Genomic DNA, 16,068 nt, shown 5'->3' with positions numbered 1-16,068 from the left:
CTTCGCCTGCTGACGACGGCGCCGCGGCGGCATGGCCGCGGCGCCTGGTACTGCCGGTAGCCGAACCAGGCTGGTGCCGCGCCGGATCGGGGCGGCAGACGGCAGCACAAAGGCAACGGCGGGCCGCCCGCCGCCGCCTCCCTCTCCCACCGGGAGAGCGACCCCACCCCCCAGCAACGGAGTCCAACCATGAGCATTCCCGCACCACGACAGACCAGCAGCTATGCCGTGATCGCCCTGGTCGCCGGCATCCTCGGCTGGACCCTGCTGCCGCTCCTGGGCAGCCTCGGCGGCATCATCTTCGGCCACATGGCGCGCGGCGAGATCCGCCGCAGCAACGGCCAGCTCGACGGTGACGGCCTGGCCATCACCGGGCTGGTGCTGGGCTGGGCGTCGGTGGCGCTGTGGGTGATCGCCATCCTCGCCTTCATCCTGTTCTTCGGCGGTCTGGCCTGGCTGGCCACGCTGAACGCCTGAGGCAGGCGTGCAGCCGAACGATCCAACCGCGCGTTTCAGCAGCCGGGTGGCCGATTACGTCCGCTACCGCCCCGGCTACCCGCCGGCGCTGCTGGACTGGTTGCATCGCGACATCGGCGTCCCGGCCACCACCCCGGTCGCCGACATCGGTGCCGGCACCGGCATCTCCACCCGCCTGCTGCTCGACGCCGGCCACCCGGTAGTCGCGGTCGAACCCAATGCCGCGATGCGCGCGGCCGCCGAGCACTGGCTGACCGCCGATCATCCGCAGCTGACCTTCGTGGCCGGCACCGCCGAAGCGACCACGCTGGCCGACGCCAGCGTCGGCCTGGTCAGCGCCGCCCAGGCGTTCCACTGGTTCGACACCGGTGCGCTGCGGCCGGAATGGCGCCGCATCCTGCGTCCGGGCGGCATGGCGCTGGTGTACTGGAACTCGCGCCTGCTCGACGCCTCTCCCTTCCTGTCCGGTTATGAGCAGTTGCTGCTGGATTACGGCACCGACTACGACGCGGTGGCCGAACGCTACCCGGACGACGACGCCATGCGCGCGTGGTTCGGCCGCGGCCTGCGCGGCCAGCTGCAGCTGCCCAACACGCAGCACCTGGACTTCGACGGCCTGCGCGGCCGCCTGCTGTCCTCCTCTTATGCACCGCAGGCCGGCCATCCGCGCCACGAGCCGATGCTGCACGCCCTGCGCGCCCTGTTCGACACCCATGCGGTGGACGGACGGGTCGCCTTCGAATACCGAACCCGTGCCTTCGTCGGCACGCTGGACTGAACCCCATGTATCCGCTCGTACGCCCCTTCCTGTTCGCCTTCGACGCCGAGCGCGCCCATGGCCTGGCGCTGTCCGCGCTGGAGCTGGCGTGGCGCACCGGCACCACGCCGCTGCTCGCGGCGCGGCCGGCGCCGATGCCGACCACGGTGTTCGGCCTGGACTTCCCAAACCCGGTGGGGCTGGCCGCCGGCCTGGACAAGAACGGCGAGCATATCGACGCGCTGTTCGGCCTGGGCTTCGGCTTCGTCGAGATCGGCACCGTCACCCCGCGGCCGCAGGCAGGCAACCCGAAGCCGCGGCTGTTCCGGCTGCCGCAGCACGCAGCCATCATCAACCGCATGGGCTTCAACAATGCCGGCGTCGACGCACTGGTGCGCAACGTCGAGCGCAGCAGCCAGCGCACCGGGCCGCTGGGCATCAACATCGGCAAGAACAAGGACACCCCCAACGAGGACGCGCTGTCCGACTACCTGGTGTGCCTGGAGAAGGTGTACCCGCTGGCCGACTACGTCACCGTCAACATCTCCTCGCCCAACACCGCCGGCCTGCGCGAGCTGCAGGAAGAGCAGGCGCTGCGGCGGCTGGTCGGCGGCCTGCGCGACGCGCAGGAACGCCTGGCCTCCCAGCACGGCCGGCGCGTGCCGATGCTGGTCAAGGTGGCGCCGGACCTGAGCGACCGCGACATCGAAGCCGCCGCCCGGGTGCTGAGCGAACTGGAAGTGGACGGCGTGATCGCCACCAACACCACCATCGGCCGCGAAGGCGTGGAGCATGACCGGCGCGCGGCCGAGACCGGCGGCCTGTCCGGCGCGCCGCTGCTGGGGCAGTCCACCTTGGTGCTGCGCCGGCTGCGCGCGCGCCTGCCCGAGCGCATCCCGCTGATCGGCGTGGGCGGCATCCAGTCCGGCGCCGACGCGGTGGCCAAGATGTCCGCCGGCGCGACCCTGGTGCAGTGCTACAGCGGACTGATCTTCCGCGGCCCGGCACTGATCGGCGAGTGCGCCGATGCCATCCGCCGCCGCCGCGAGGCACCTTCCCGAGGCGCCGTCGCCCCGCTATGACAACCGCTGCACCCTGGTCGCTGACCACAGACGCCCCGCTGCGATCCCTCAATACCTTCCATGTCGCCGCCCGCGCGCCACGGCTGCTGCGCGTGCACGATACGGCCGCGCTGCCCGAGGCCCTGGCCGCGGTGGCGCCATCGCCGCTGCTGGTGCTGGGCAGTGGCAGCAACGTGCTGCTCGCCGCCGACCCGCAAGGCACCGTGCTGTGCTTCGACAACCGCGACATCGCGATCCTCGAGCACCGCGCCGACCATGCCGTGGTCCGCGCCGGGGCCGGCGTGGTCTGGCACGAACTGGTGATGTGGTCGCTGGCCGAAGGCCTGTCCGGGCTGGAGAACCTGGCGCTGATTCCCGGCACCGTCGGTGCAGCGCCGATCCAGAACATCGGCGCCTACGGCGCCCAGGTCGGCGAGTTCATCCAGTTGGTCGAGGCCTGGGACACCGTGCGGCACGAATGGGTGCAGCTGGACCAGGCGGCCTGCCGCTTCGGCTACCGCGACAGCCTGTTCAAGCACGAGGCCGACCGTTACCTGATCACCGCGGTGCAGTTCCGGCTGCCGCTGCTGCACGAACTGCGCCTGGACTACGCTGGCATCCGCGAAGAACTGCAGGCCATGGCCGTGGAACTGCCGGTGGCCGCCGACGTCGCCAACGCGGTCATCGCCATCCGCCGCCGCAAGCTGCCCGACCCGGACGTGCTCGGCAATGCCGGCAGCTTCTTCAAGAACCCGATCCTGCCGCGCGAGCAGGCCGAACTGCTCTCACACCAGCACCCGGCGCTGCCGGTGTTCCCGGGGGAGGACGAAGGCCAGCGCAAGCTGTCGGCGGCGTGGATGATCCAGGCCTGCGGCTGGAAGGGACGGCGCGAGGGCGATGCCGGCGTTTCGCCCGACCACGCACTGGTGCTGGTCAACCATGGCAACGCCAGTGGCGCCGAACTGCTGGCCTTCGCCCGCCGCATCTCCGCTTCGGTACTGGAGACTTTCGGCGTGCCGATCGAGCCCGAACCGCGGCTGGTCGGCGCGCGCTGGTGAACGCCGTCGCGGCCGCTCCCGGCCCTGCCCCGCTGCGCGCGGCGCTGCTGATGTTCGGCAGCGCCATGGCCTTCGGCCTGATGGCCATCGCCATCCGCCTGGCGACGGCCCACGTGCCCACCCAGGAAGTGGCGTTCTTCCGCAACGCCTTCGGCCTGCTCGCGCTGCTGCCGGTGCTGCTGCGCCCTGGCCACGCGCCGCTGCGCACCCGGCAACTGCCGCGCTACCTGCTGCGCAGCGCGATCGGCCTGGCGTCGATGCTGTGCGGCTTCTGGGCACTGGGCCACCTGCCGCTGTCGCAGGCGGTCTCGCTGTCCTATTCGACGCCGTTGTTCGTGACCATCGCCGCGGTACTGTGGCTGGGTGAAACCGTGCGCGTGCGCCGCTGGGCGGCGGTGATCGCCGGCTTCATCGGCGTGCTGGTGATCGTGCGGCCCGGCGCGCATGGCTTCCAGGCCGGCAGCCTGGTCGCGGTGTCGGCGGCCATGCTCAGCGCGCTGGTATCGATCCAGATCAAGCAGCTCACCCGCATCGACGGCCCGGATACGGTGGTGTTCTACACCTATGTGTTCTGGGTGCCGCTGTCGCTGCTGCCGGCGCTGTTCGTGTGGACCTGGCCGACCGGCATCGCCTGGCTGTGGCTGCTCGCCACCGGCATCCTCGGCACCATCGGGCAGTTGCTGTGGACGCGCGCGCTGCGGCTGGGCGAAGTCTCGGCACTGACCCCGATCAGCTTCACCCAGCTGCCGCTGGTGGTGCTGCTGGGCTGGCTGCTGTTCGGCGAAACCCTCGACCACTGGACCCTGCTCGGCGCGGCGATCATCCTCGCCGCCAACGCCTACATCGCCCACCGCGAAGCGGTGCTGGCGCGCCAACGGCGCAAGCTGGCGCCCTGAGCGGCCGCCCCGGAGGCGGCCCTGCGCACCAGGTTGGTACGCACTGCCATACAGGGCGGAGGCCAGGGCCTGCCGTTGGCCCCGGCTCACCCGTCCCGCGCACTACCCGGGACAGGCCCTCAACCGCGGATCACTCCCACTCGATCGTCGCCGGTGGCTTGCCGGAGATGTCGTAGACCACGCGCGAGACGCCGCGCAGTTCGTTGATGATGCGGTTGGACACGCGGCCGAGGAAGTCGTACGGCAGGTGCGCCCAGTGCGCGGTCATGAAGTCGATGGTTTCCACCGCGCGCAGCGCAATCACCCATTCGTAGGCGCGTGCATCGCCGACCACGCCGACCGACTTCACCGGCAGGAACACCGCGAACGCCTGCGAGGTCCTGTCGTACAGGTCGGCCGCACGCAGTTCCTCGATGAAGATCGCATCGGCCCTGGCCAGCAGCTCGGCATATTCGCGCTTCACCTCGCCGAGGATGCGCACGCCCAGGCCCGGGCCCGGGAACGGGTGGCGGTAGACCATGGCGCGCGGCAGGCCGAGCTCGACGCCGAGGCGGCGCACTTCGTCCTTGAACAGCTCGCGCAGCGGCTCGACCAGCTTGAGCTTCATGTCTTCCGGCAGGCCGCCCACGTTGTGGTGGCTCTTGATCACGTGCGCCTTGCCGGTCTTGCTGCCGGCCGACTCGATCACGTCGGGGTAGATCGTGCCCTGCGCCAGCCACTTGGCGTTCTTCAGCTTGGCCGACTCCTCGTCGAAGATCTCGACGAACAGGTTGCCGATGATCTTGCGCTTGGCTTCCGGGTCGCTGACCCCTTCGAGCGCCTTGAAATAGCGGTCGGCGGCGTTCACCCGCACCACCTTCACGCCCATGTTCTCGGCCATCATGCGCATGACCTGGTCGCCTTCCTGGAAGCGCAGCAGGCCGGTGTCGACGAACACGCAGGTCAGCTGCGCGCCGATGGCCTTGTGCAGCAGCGCGGCGACCACCGACGAATCGACGCCGCCGGACAGGCCGAGGATCACCTCGTCGCTGCCGACCTGCTCGCGCACGCGGGCGATCTGGTCGTCGATGATGTTGGCCGCGGTCCACAGCGTGGCGCAGCCGCAGATGTCGGTGACGAAACGCTTGAGCAGCGCCGAACCCTGCCTGGTGTGGGTCACTTCCGGGTGGAACTGCACGCCGTACCAGCGCTTTTCCTCGTTGGCCATCGCCGCCACCGGGATGCGGTCGGTCACCGCGGTGATGACGAAGCCCGGCGGCACGTGGGTGACGTGGTCGCCATGGCTCATCCACACGTCCAGGCGCGGTTCGCCGTTATGGTCGGACAGCCCGCCGAGCAGGCCGTCGTGGCCCAGCAGCTTCACTTCGGCATGGCCGAACTCGCGCTGGTCGGCGGCCTCGGTGCCACCGCCCAGCTGCTTGGCCATGGTCTGCAGGCCGTAGCAGATGCCCAGCAGCGGCAGGCCGCTGTCGAACACTTCCCGCGGCGCGGCTGGCGCGCCGTCCTGCGTGGTCGATTCCGGGCCACCGGACAGGATGATGCCCTTGGCGCCGAACGCGGCGATCTCGGCCGGATCGTGGTCCCAGGCCCAGATTTCGCAATACACGCCGAACTCGCGGATGCGACGCGCGATCAGCTGGGTGTACTGCGCGCCGAAATCGAGGATGAGGATCTTGTCGTTGTGGATGTTGGTCATGGGGCCTGGAACGATGAGTCGGAAAACGGGGGCGATGCGGATGCCGGCGGCGTATAGAGAAAGAGGAACGGGACAGCGGTCCTCGTTCCTCTTCGCTCGTTCCGCGTCAGGCGCGGTAGTTCGGCGGTTCCTTGGTGATCTGCACGTCGTGGACGTGGCTCTCGCGCTGGCCGGCGCCGCTGATCTTCACGAACTTCGGCTTGCTGCGCATCTCCTCGATGGTGCCGCAGCCCACGTAGCCCATGGTCGCGCGCAGGCCGCCGACCAGCTGGTGGATGATGCCGCCGACCGGGCCGCGGTACGGCACGCGGCCCTCGATGCCTTCCGGCACCAGCTTGTCGGCGGTGGCCGCATCCTGGAAATAACGGTCCTTGGAGCCTTTTTCCATCGCCGCCAGCGAACCCATGCCGCGGTAGCTCTTGTAGGAGCGGCCCTGGAACAGCTCGGTCTCGCCCGGCGATTCCTCGGTGCCGGCCAGCAGGCCGCCGATCATCACCGTCGACGCGCCGGCGGCCAGCGCCTTGCCGATGTCGCCGGAATAGCGGATGCCGCCGTCGGCGATCAGCGGGATGCGGTCCTGCAGTGCTTCGGCGACCAGATCGATCGCGGTGACCTGCGGCACGCCGACGCCGGCGACCACGCGCGTGGTGCAGATCGAGCCCGGGCCGATGCCGACCTTGACCGCGTCCGCACCGCAGTCCAGCAGCGCCAGCGCCGCCTCGCCGGTGCAGATGTTGCCGCCGACGACCTGTACCTGCGGGAAGTGCTTCTTGACCCAGCGCACGCGGTCCAGCACGCCCTGCGAGTGGCCGTGGGCGGTATCCACCACCAGCACGTCCACCCCGGCGGCGACCAGCGCCTCGACCCGGCGGTCGGTATCGCCACCGACGCCGACCGCGGCACCGACCAGCAGGCGCGTGGCCGCGTCCTTGGCCGCGTTGGGGTTGTCGGTCTTCTTCTGGATGTCCTTGACCGTGATCAGGCCGCGCAGTTCGAACGCGTCATTGACCACTAGCACCTTCTCGATGCGGTTCTTGTGCAGCAGCGACAGCACCTCGTCCGAGGCCGCGCCCTCCTTCACCGTGACCAGCCGGTCCTTCTTGGTCATGATGTGGCGGACCGGATCGTCCAGTTCGGTCTCGAAGCGCATGTCGCGGTGGGTGACGATGCCGGCCAGCAGGCCGTCGCTGCCCACCACCGGCACGCCGGAGATGTTGTGCGCGCGGGTCAGCGCCAGCACTTCGCGGATGCTGGTCTCCGGGCCGACCGTGATCGGGTCGCGGATCACCCCGGATTCGAATTTCTTGACCTTGGCCACTTCGGCCGCCTGCTGCTCCAGCGGCAGGTTCTTGTGGATGATGCCGATGCCGCCGAGCTGGGCCATGGCGATGGCCAGGCGCGCCTCGGTGACCGTATCCATGGCCGCCGAGACGATCGGCAGCCGCAGCCGAAGGTCGCGGGTCAGGCGCGTGCCGAGGTCGACATCCTTGGGCAGGATCGTGGAGTGGGCGGGGACGAGCGAGACGTCGTCGTAGGTCAGTGCTTCAGCCTGGATGCGCAGCATCGGCATACCCGAGATGTGGGGAAGCGCGTCATTTTACCCTTGTTCGGGCGCCGATGGCAGGGGGCCGGTGCGACGCAGTGTCGCGCCGGCACCGATGGTTCAGGGCCGCGGCCACGGCCGGCCTGCGCCCGCGCGGCAGGCACCGGTAAGAACCGGCAGGGCGGTGGCCGCCGCCGGTGGCCGTTCAGCCGGCCGCGTCGGCCGCCTCGATGGTGTTCTGCATGAGCGTGGCCACCGTCATCGGGCCGACGCCGCCCGGCACCGGGGTGATCCAGCTGGCGCGGCGCGACGCCGCTTCGAACCCGACGTCGCCGACCAGGCGGCCATCGTCCATGCGGTTGATGCCGACGTCGATCACCACCGCCCCGGGCTTGACCCACTCGCCCGGCACCAGTTGCGGGATGCCCACCGCCACCACCAGGATGTCGGCGTTGCGCACCGCCCGCTCCAGCTCCTCGCGCGGGGTGAACTTGTGGCAGCTGGTGACGGTGCAGCCGGCAATCAGCAGTTCCAGCCCCATCGGCCGGCCGACGTGGTTGCTGACCCCGACGATGGTGGCGTTGCGTCCGCGCACCGGCTGGTCGGTATGCGCCAGCAGGGTGATGATGCCGCGCGGCGTGCACGGGCGCAGGCCGAACTCGCGCAGCGCCAGGTGCCCCACGTTCTGCGGATGGAAGCCGTCCACGTCCTTGCGCGGGTCGATGCGCTGGATCAGCCGGTTGGCGTCGGCGATGCCCGGCAGCGGCAGCTGGATCAGGATGCCGTGGATCTTGGGGTCGGCGTTGAGCCGGTCGATCAGCTCCAGCAGCTGCGCCTCGGTCGTGCCCTCGGGCAGGTCATGGTCGAATGCCTCGATGCCGACCTTCTGCGCGGCACGACGCTTGTTGCGCACGTACACCGCCGAAGCCGGGTCGCCGCCGACCAGCACCACCGCCAGCCCCGGCCGCGAGCGCCCGGCCGCGATCCGCGCGTCCACGCGCAGCTTCAGGTCGTCGAGCAGTTCTTCGGCGATGCGGCGGCCATCGAGGATGCGGGCAGTGGCCGTGGAGGCGTCGGCAGGCAGGGTCATGGGCGTGGAGGCGGGAACGGGCCGGCTATTGTCCCCGATTCGGCGCGGCGCGACATCCCGCCGCGCGCCCGGCAGCCGCGATCAGCCGCGATGGGCGCAGAACGCGGCGTAGTCGATATAGCCGGGAAACGCGCGGCCCGGCGCGCAGACCGGGCAATCGGGATCCGGATGCACGCGGGTCTCGCGGAAGCGCATGCCCAGCGCATCGAAACGCAGCAGGCGCCCGGCCAGGGGCTGGCCGATCTCCAGCAGCAGCTTGAGCACTTCGGTGGCCTGGATCACCCCGGCCAGCCCCGGCAGCACGCCGAGCACCCCGGCCTGGGCGCAGTTGGGCGCGAATTCGGGCGGCGGCGGCTCCGGAAACAGGCAGCGGTAGCACGGCGCCTGCCCGCGCCGGCGGCCGGCATCGAACACCCCGACCTGGCCGTCGAACCGCTCGATCGCGGCGTACACCAGCGGCCGCGCGTGCTTGATGCAGGCGTCGTTGAGCAGGTAGCGCAGCGGGAAGTTGTCCGAACCGTCCAGCACCACGTCCACGCCCTCCATCAACGCGTCGACATTGGCCGACGTCACCCGCTGCGCGATCGCCTCCACCTCGATGTAAGGATTCAGCGCCAGCAGCCGCGCGCGCGCCGACTCCACCTTGGGGCTGCCGATGGCGGCATCGGCGTGGATGATCTGGCGCTGCAGGTTGCTGCGCTCGACCACGTCGTCGTCGACGATGCGCAGCCGCCCCACCCCGGCCGCGGCCAGGTAGAACGCGGCCGGCGCGCCCAGCCCACCGGCACCGACCACCAGCACGCGGGCGCGCTGCAGGCGCCGCTGCCCGGCCTCGCCCACCTGCGGCAGCAGCAGGTGCCGCGAATAGCGGTCGTAGAAGTCGCGTTCGCCCGCGTCGAGCAGCGGCTGCACCAGCGGCAGGCCCGCCGCCCGCCACGCGAGCGTTCCGCCGGCAACCGACGCCAGGTGCGTGTAGCCGGCCGTCTGCAAGGCCACCGCCGCATCCAGCGAACGCCTGCCACTCTGGCAGATCAGGATGATCTCCTGTTGCGGCGACGGCAGGGCGCTGGCGGGCGCGGCCAGCAGGTCGCCAGCGGCAACCCCGCGCGCGCCTTCGGCCATGCCGCCGGCGCGTTCGTGCGCTTCGCGCACGTCGATCATCACCGCGCCGGCCAGCTGCCGGGCACGGGCCTGTTGCGGGGTCAGCTCGCGGATGCTCATGGCGGGATTATCGGCCATGGCTCCGGCGCGCGCCGGGATTCATCCCGCCATCGGCAGGGCACAAACGAAAAGGGCGGTCCTGCGGCCGCCCCTGCGTGATCACTTCCTGCCTTTGACGTGCTTCATCAGCCGCCGCTTGGCCTTGACCTGGCGCTCGGTCAGCACGTTCTTCTTGCCCTCGTAAGGGTTGGCGCCCTCGCGGAACAGGAACGTCACCGGCGTGCCCACCAGCTTGAAACGCTTGCGGAAGAAGTTCTCCAGGTAGCGTTTGTACGAGTCCGGCAGCTCCTTCAGGCGCGTGCCGTGCACGATGAAGGTCGGCGGGTTGGTGCCGCCCGGGTGCACGTAGCGCAGCTTGGAGACATGGCCGCGGATGCTCGGCGGCGGGTTGCTCTCGTAGGCGATTTCCAGCGCCTTGTTCACTTCGCTGGTGCTGAATTCGTGGGTGGCCGAGGCGTGCGCGCGGTGCACCGCGCGGAACAGCTCGCGCAGGCCCGAACCGTGCTTGGCGGAGATCCGCACCACCTCGGCCCAGGGCACGAAGCCGAGCTTGAGCGAGAGCAGGGTTTCGGCCTGTTCGCGCTGGTAGTCGGTCAGCCCGTCCCACTTGTTGATCGCGATCACCAGCGCGCGCCCGGCATCGAGCACCGCGCCCAGCACGCTGGCGTCCTGGTCGGTGACGCCTTCGCTGGCATCGAGCATCAGCACCGCGACCTGGCACTCCTCGATCGAGCGCAGGGTCTTGACCACCGAGAACTTCTCGACCACTTCGTCCACGCGCGATTTGCGGCGCAGGCCGGCGGTATCGATCAGCCGGTACAGGCGGCCGTCGCGCTCGAGATCCACGGAAATCGAATCGCGGGTGGTGCCGGGCACGTCGGAGGCGATCATGCGCTCCTCGCCCAGCAGGCGGTTCACCAACGTCGATTTGCCGACATTGGGACGGCCGACGAAGGCGATGCGGACCCGTGCCGGGTCGTCGTCCAGGGTCTCGGTCGTGCCCTCTTCGGGCAGGCGCCCGACGATCTCCTCGAGCAGGTCGTCCAGGCCCTGGCGGTGCGCGGCCGAGACCGTGAGCATCTCGCCGAAGCCATAGCGGGCGAATTCCGAGCGCACGTCCTGCTCGTCGGTGCCGTCGATCTTGTTGATCAGCAGCAGCGTGGGCCGCGACAGCTTGCGCAGCCACGCCAGGATCTCGTCATCCAGCGCCGAGGTGCCATCGCGGGCATCGACCACGAACAGGATCAGGTCCGCCTCGGCGGCGGCGGCGCGCGCCTGCCGCGCGGTGGCGCCGGCCAGGCCCTCCTCTTCCTCGGCGATGCCGCCGGTGTCGACGATCAGGAACGGGTTGTCTTCGTCGAGCCGGCACACGCCGTAGTTGCGGTCGCGGGTGACGCCGGGCTGGTCGTGGACCAAGGCGTCACGCGTGCGCGTCAGGGCATTGAAGATGGTCGACTTGCCGACATTCGGCCGTCCAACCAGGGCGACCAAAGGCAGCATCGCTTGGACTCCTTAGTTCGCCAACCGCCAGGCGGTCAGCTTGCCGTCCACGTTCTGCACCAGCAGCACGCCTTCGGCGACGATGGGTTGCGCGACCACGGGGTCGCCCCCGCTCTTTTCACGGGCCGCCAGGGCGCCATCGCCCATCTGCAGCCAGTGCAGGTATCCCTTGTAATCGGCGACCACGACGTAATCGCCCTGGATCGCCGGGCCGGTCACCGAGCGCCGCGCCAGCGCCTGCTGCGACCACATCGCCGCGCCCGAGGTCTTGTCCAGGCCGTAGACCGTACCCTTGCCGTCGGTGACCACCACGTGGCCGGAGGAGACGGCCAGGCCGCCACCGCCGCCATGGTCGCGCGACCACAGCGGACGCCCGCTCGGGCCTTCGATCGCCAGGGTCTGGTTCTTGAAGCTGGTCACGTACAGGTTGTTGCCTTCCAGCACCGGGGCGCCATCGACGTCGGCCATGCGCTCCAGTTCGGTACGCCCTTCCGGGGTGCCGATGGTCTGCTCCCACAGCGGGCGACCGTCCTGCATGGCCAGCGCCGCCAGGGTGCCATCGTCGTTGCCGATGAACAGCACGCCCGGGCCCGCCACTACCGGCGCGTTGCCGCGCACGGTCAGCGAGGGCAGCTCCTGCGCATTGAACCAGCGCCGTTCGCCGCTGCCGGCATCCAGCGCGGTGGTGCGGCCGTCGTTGCTGCGCACGAACACCAGCCCCTGCGCGACCGCCGGGGCGGCGATGATCTCGCCGGGGACGCGCGCGCGCCACTTTTCGCTGCCGTCGGCCGCGTCCAGCGCGATCACCTGGCCGTCCAGCGTGCCGATGACCACCAGCCCCTCGCCCACGCCCGGGCCACCGGACAGGCGCAGCTTGGCCTTCTTCTTTTCCTTGGCGGGCGTGTATTCCCACACCTGCTTGCCGGTCTGCAGGTCGAGCGCATGCACGCCGCCTTCGACCGCCGCGGCATAGACACGGCCATCGGCCACGGCCGGTGCCTGGCGCACGCCGATGCGGCCTTCACCCTTGCCGACGTTGGCCGACCAGATGCGGTTGACCTTGAGCGTGGGCTCGAACTTGACCAGTTCGGCCGGCTCCAGCGCCTTCTTGGCCTCGGCATCCTTGCCCGCGAACCAGCCCTTGACCGTCGAGCAACCGCTCAGCGCCACCGCGACCAGCGCGATGCCCGCCACATGCTTGAGTTTCATCAGTTCTTCTCCGCCGCAGGGTCGGCGACGGTACCGCCGGCGTCCATCAGCTTGATTTCGAGCAGGCGACGCTGCGGCGCGGCGACGTCGAGCTTGGCCAGCGACTGCGCGTACAGCTCGCGCGCCTGCTCGCGCTTGTCCTGCGCCACCAGCGCGTCACCGCGGATCTCCAGGCTGGCGCTGTCATCGGCCTTGCCAAGCAGGGCCTGTGCTTCGGCCGCCTTGCCGGTTTCGATCAGCAGGCGGGCAATGCGCTGGTCGATCAGCAGCTTGAACTCGCCTTCGACCTTCAACCCGCGCAGGGTCTTGATCGCATCGTCGTTCTTGCCCGCCTCGACCTGCGCCTTGGCCAGCTCCAGCGCGGCGAGGTCGGCATAGATGCCGGCCTTGCTGCCTTCCAGCGCCGCCACTTCCTTGGCGGCCTCGTCCAGGTTCTTGGACTGCAGGCTGCGGCTGACCGCGTCATAGCGGCTGTTGGCCTGCGCCAGCTTGCCCACCTGGTCGTTCTGCCACCACTTCCAGCCCATGATCAAGGCCAGCGCAAGCACCACCCCGCCAATGATCCCAGCGCCGTTCTGGCGCAGCCAGGTGCGGACACGTTCGCCTTGTTCATGCTCGTCGAGCAGGTCGTCAATCGCCATGCGTAACTCTCGCTCCACTCCTGCCGGGGGAGCCTTGATGTTTTGATCTGCGCTTGTTTCAGTGCGAAACCGGCGCCACGGAGCCGTCAGAGGATACCGTAAAGCGGGCCACATTATTACCGCTTGTAAACGGCGCCAGGTCGACATTGCCACCGCTCTGGCGGAAGTCCACTTCCGAAGCGTTGCCTACTTTCATGCGGCCGACCTGACCGGGACTGTAACTGCGCTTCTCGCCGGCGCGGATCAGCGCCTTCTCGACGATGGAACCATCCGGCGCGGAGACCTCGACCCAGCTGTCGCCGCGGAACTCCAGGCTCATGCCCGCCGACGCCAGCGCCTGCGGCTCCGCCGCCTGCCGCGCGAGGGGCGCCATCGATGCGATGTAGGGCGCCCGCTCCTGCTGCGGGCGTGCCGCCGCTTCGTCGCTGCCGGCGCTACCGGCAGCGGCCACCGACGCCGGGTCCGGTACCACGTCCAGCGACGCGGTACTGGGCGGCGCATCGCCGAACTTGCTCTGGAAGGCGTACCAGACCGGCACCGCCAGCACCGCGGTGATCACCACGTACACCGCCCGGCGACCGAGACTCTCGACAACCCGGCGCACGCGCGGGGTATGCGTATGGCTGACCAGCTTGGGCGGCTCGACCGGCGCGATCCGCGCCTGCTGCAGCAGCCCGTCCAGGTTGACGCCCAGCAGCCGCGCATAGCTGCGCAGCTGGCCACGCACGAACACCGGCGCGCCCAGGCGCTCCCAATGCTCCTGCTCCAGCGCGGCAACCACCTGCACCGGCATGTGCAGCCGCCCCGCCACTTCCTCCAGCGACAGGCCAGCCGCCTGGCGCGCCTGGCGAAGCTGCTCCCCGCAGCCCACCGCCCCCTCAAAAGCGTTCATACCCGGATCATTGCTCACAATGCATCAGCCCTGGGAATTCGGGGTTGCGCCGGCAGGAAATTCCTCACGCAACCGCTGCTGGTATCGGCTGACGGCACTGCTGTCGCCCAGCCGTTCTTCAATCTGAATGGCAAGTTGTAACACGGAAACCGTGGCCGGCGCAGCCGCCAGGCGCCGCTGGTAGAACGCGCGCGCCTCGAAATAGCGCCCCAGCCGGAACTCGTTGCGCGCCATCGCCTCCAGCGCATATGCGTTGTCCGGGTCAAGTTCCAGCGCCTGGCGCAGGTCCTGCCCGGCGCGCTCACCCTGTCCCGCTTCCAGCGCGCAGCCGCCCGCGTTTGCCAGCGCGTCGGCACGTTCCTGGTAGCCGGGATCGGCCACGGCGCGGTCGAACCAGACCAGCGCCTCGGCCGGATGGCCGTTGGCGCACAGCCAGGCGCCATAGTTGTTGAGCACGTCGCCCTGGCGTGGCGCAAGCTCGGCGGCGCGCCGGTACAGCCGGCCGGCCTCCTCCATGTTGCCCCGCCGCCCTTCGATCACCGCCTGCAGGGTGTAGGCCGCCGGATCGTCCGGCGCCAGCCTCTGCGCCGAGCGGGCGTGTTTGAAGGCGCCATCCAGGTCGCCCCGGCCCAGCCGGTCCCCAACCAGCCGCAGCAGTTCCTGGTAGCGCAGGCGCGCGCGCACCTGGCGGTCGTCATGCACCTCTACGGGCTGCGCCATCTCCTGGCCCCAGCGGACCCTGGTCGCCTTGGTGCCATGCCCGCAGCCGGCAAGCAGCAGCAGGACCAGCACCGACGCGAGCAGGCGCTCAACCAAGCGCGTCCCGCTGCGCCGGGGGCGCGTCCTGGGCCTGCAGCAGCCGGTTGAACTCGGCCTGGCGACGGGTGCGATCCATCACCTGGCCCTTGAGCTGGCCGCAGGCGGCATCGATGTCGTCGCCGCGGGTGCGCCGCACCATCGTCAGTACCTGCGCGTCGAGCAGGATCTTCTGGAAGGCGCGGATCTGCTCCTCGTCCGAACGCTCGTAGCGGGTGCCCGGGAACGGGTTGAACGGAATCAGGTTGACCTTGCCCGAGTCCTTGGCCTGCACCGCGTTGTCGAACTGGCGCATCAGCCGCGCCAGCTGGCGGGCGTGCTCGGGCTGGTCGTTGATGCCCTTCATCAGGGTGTATTCGAAGGTCACCGAATCGCGCTTCTTGTTGCCGCGCAGGTAGCGCGCGCAGGACGCCATCAATTCGGCGATGGGGTACTTTTTGTTGAGCGGCACCAGGGTTTCGCGCAGCGCGTCGTTGGGCGCATGCAACGACACCGCCAGCGACACGTCGCTTTCGACCGACAGGCGGTCGATCTGCGGCACCAGCCCGGACGTGGACAGGGTCACGCGCTTGTTGGCCAGGCCGTAGCCCAGGTCGTCGCGCATGATGCTCATGGCACGCACGACATTGTCGAAATTCATCAGCGGCTCGCCCATGCCCATCATCACCACGTTGGTGAGGCGGCGCATCTGGTGCGGCACGTTGCCCAGGTGGCGCGCGGCGACCCACACCTGGCCGATGATCTCGGCGGTGGTCAGGTTGCGGTTGAAGCCCTGGGTGGCGGTCGAACAGAAGGTGCAGTTCAGGCCGCAGCCGACCTGCGAGGACACGCACAGCGTGCCGCGGGTCTTGTCCGGGATGTACACGGTCTCGATGGCATTCCTGCCATCCACGCCCATCGCCAGCAGCCACTTGTGGGTGCCGTCGGCGGACGGCTTGTCGAACACGACATTGGGGACGACGACCTCGGCATGCTGCTGCAGCTTGGCGCGCAGCGACTTGCCGAGGTCGGTCATCTGGTCGAAATCGGTGACGTAGCGGTGGTGGATCCACTTCATCACCTGGTGGGCGCGGAACTTCTGTTCGCCGAGCGTCTCGACGAAGAACGTCTCCAGGCCCGCGCGATCGAGGTCGAGCAGGTTCTGCTTGCCAGCCGCCGGCGTGGTTTTCGGCAGCGGCTGGATGGCGGGGGACTGTACGACCTCGTTCACG

Annotated in this window: 15 protein-coding genes; 5 read left to right on the top strand and 10 right to left on the bottom strand. The window is 69.6% G+C overall.

Features of this window, described 5'->3' with window-relative positions; all coding sequences use genetic code 11:
• Window positions 1-189 precede the first annotated feature (189 nt).
• Genes MKP15_RS05350 through MKP15_RS05330 form a run of 5 tightly spaced genes read left to right on the top strand, consistent with a single transcriptional unit; the run spans window position 190 to window position 4,249 of the window.
• Entirely contained in the window at window positions 190-477 is a 288-nt protein-coding gene (locus tag MKP15_RS05350) for a DUF4190 domain-containing protein (RefSeq protein ID WP_104938950.1), read from the top strand.
• A gap of 7 nt (window positions 478-484) precedes the next feature.
• The gene (locus MKP15_RS05345) at window positions 485-1,255 is read left to right on the top strand and encodes a class I SAM-dependent methyltransferase (protein ID WP_240212020.1); all 771 of its coding nucleotides are present in this window, start codon (window positions 485-487) and stop codon (window positions 1,253-1,255) included.
• A 5-nt stretch (window positions 1,256-1,260) separates the two neighbouring features.
• Window positions 1,261-2,316, top strand: a complete 1,056-nt coding sequence (locus MKP15_RS05340) for a quinone-dependent dihydroorotate dehydrogenase (protein WP_240212019.1) — start codon at window positions 1,261-1,263, stop codon at window positions 2,314-2,316.
• Complete coding sequence (gene murB / locus MKP15_RS05335) at window positions 2,313-3,353, top strand: UDP-N-acetylmuramate dehydrogenase (RefSeq protein WP_240212018.1); 1,041 nt, start codon at window positions 2,313-2,315, stop codon at window positions 3,351-3,353. The genes MKP15_RS05340 and murB overlap by 4 nt, the downstream gene beginning before the upstream one ends.
• Before the next feature lie 32 nt (window positions 3,354-3,385).
• Complete coding sequence (locus MKP15_RS05330) at window positions 3,386-4,249, top strand: DMT family transporter (protein WP_275692492.1); 864 nt, start codon at window positions 3,386-3,388, stop codon at window positions 4,247-4,249.
• 130 nt (window positions 4,250-4,379) lie between these two features.
• On the opposite strand, the gene guaA is transcribed toward MKP15_RS05330, so the two are convergent.
• The 10 genes from guaA to rlmN all read right to left on the bottom strand — a co-directional run bounded on the left by guaA (window position 4,380) and on the right by rlmN (window position 16,067).
• The gene (gene guaA / locus MKP15_RS05325) at window positions 4,380-5,945 is read right to left on the bottom strand and encodes a glutamine-hydrolyzing GMP synthase (protein ID WP_240212017.1); all 1,566 of its coding nucleotides are present in this window, start codon (window positions 5,943-5,945) and stop codon (window positions 4,380-4,382) included.
• Window positions 5,946-6,051: 106 nt separating this feature from the next.
• Window positions 6,052-7,509 (bottom strand): IMP dehydrogenase, encoded by a 1,458-nt coding sequence (gene guaB / locus MKP15_RS05320; RefSeq protein ID WP_104940209.1) that lies wholly within the window; start codon window positions 7,507-7,509, stop codon window positions 6,052-6,054.
• A 184-nt stretch (window positions 7,510-7,693) separates the two neighbouring features.
• The gene (gene folD, locus MKP15_RS05315; protein ID WP_240212016.1) at window positions 7,694-8,578 is read right to left on the bottom strand and encodes a bifunctional methylenetetrahydrofolate dehydrogenase/methenyltetrahydrofolate cyclohydrolase FolD; all 885 of its coding nucleotides are present in this window, start codon (window positions 8,576-8,578) and stop codon (window positions 7,694-7,696) included.
• Window positions 8,579-8,659: 81 nt separating this feature from the next.
• Window positions 8,660-9,799, bottom strand: a complete 1,140-nt coding sequence (moeB, locus tag MKP15_RS05310) for a molybdopterin-synthase adenylyltransferase MoeB (protein ID WP_240212015.1) — start codon at window positions 9,797-9,799, stop codon at window positions 8,660-8,662.
• Window positions 9,800-9,898: 99 nt separating this feature from the next.
• Complete coding sequence (gene der, locus MKP15_RS05305; protein ID WP_161613707.1) at window positions 9,899-11,299, bottom strand: ribosome biogenesis GTPase Der; 1,401 nt, start codon at window positions 11,297-11,299, stop codon at window positions 9,899-9,901.
• 12 nt (window positions 11,300-11,311) lie between these two features.
• Entirely contained in the window at window positions 11,312-12,508 is a 1,197-nt protein-coding gene (bamB, locus tag MKP15_RS05300; RefSeq protein WP_240212014.1) for an outer membrane protein assembly factor BamB, read from the bottom strand.
• Complete coding sequence (locus MKP15_RS05295) at window positions 12,508-13,149, bottom strand: tetratricopeptide repeat protein (protein WP_104938967.1); 642 nt, start codon at window positions 13,147-13,149, stop codon at window positions 12,508-12,510. Before MKP15_RS05295 ends, bamB begins: the two co-directional genes overlap by 1 nt.
• A gap of 58 nt (window positions 13,150-13,207) precedes the next feature.
• Complete coding sequence (locus MKP15_RS05290) at window positions 13,208-14,041, bottom strand: RodZ domain-containing protein (protein WP_240212013.1); 834 nt, start codon at window positions 14,039-14,041, stop codon at window positions 13,208-13,210.
• Window positions 14,042-14,065: 24 nt separating this feature from the next.
• On the bottom strand, window positions 14,066-14,857 hold the full coding sequence (pilW, locus tag MKP15_RS05285) for a type IV pilus biogenesis/stability protein PilW (RefSeq protein WP_237723439.1): 792 nt from the start codon (window positions 14,855-14,857) through the stop codon (window positions 14,066-14,068).
• Window positions 14,850-16,067 (bottom strand): 23S rRNA (adenine(2503)-C(2))-methyltransferase RlmN, encoded by a 1,218-nt coding sequence (gene rlmN, locus MKP15_RS05280; protein ID WP_104938968.1) that lies wholly within the window; start codon window positions 16,065-16,067, stop codon window positions 14,850-14,852. Before rlmN ends, pilW begins: the two co-directional genes overlap by 8 nt.
• Window position 16,068 lies beyond the last annotated feature (1 nt).

It is taken from the genome of Stenotrophomonas sp. Y6 (assembly GCF_022436665.1).
Taxonomy (GTDB): domain Bacteria; phylum Pseudomonadota; class Gammaproteobacteria; order Xanthomonadales; family Xanthomonadaceae; genus Stenotrophomonas; species Stenotrophomonas acidaminiphila_A.
The sequence above is the reverse complement of the archived record's forward strand: the minus strand, read 5'-3'. Positions and strand labels throughout refer to the sequence as shown.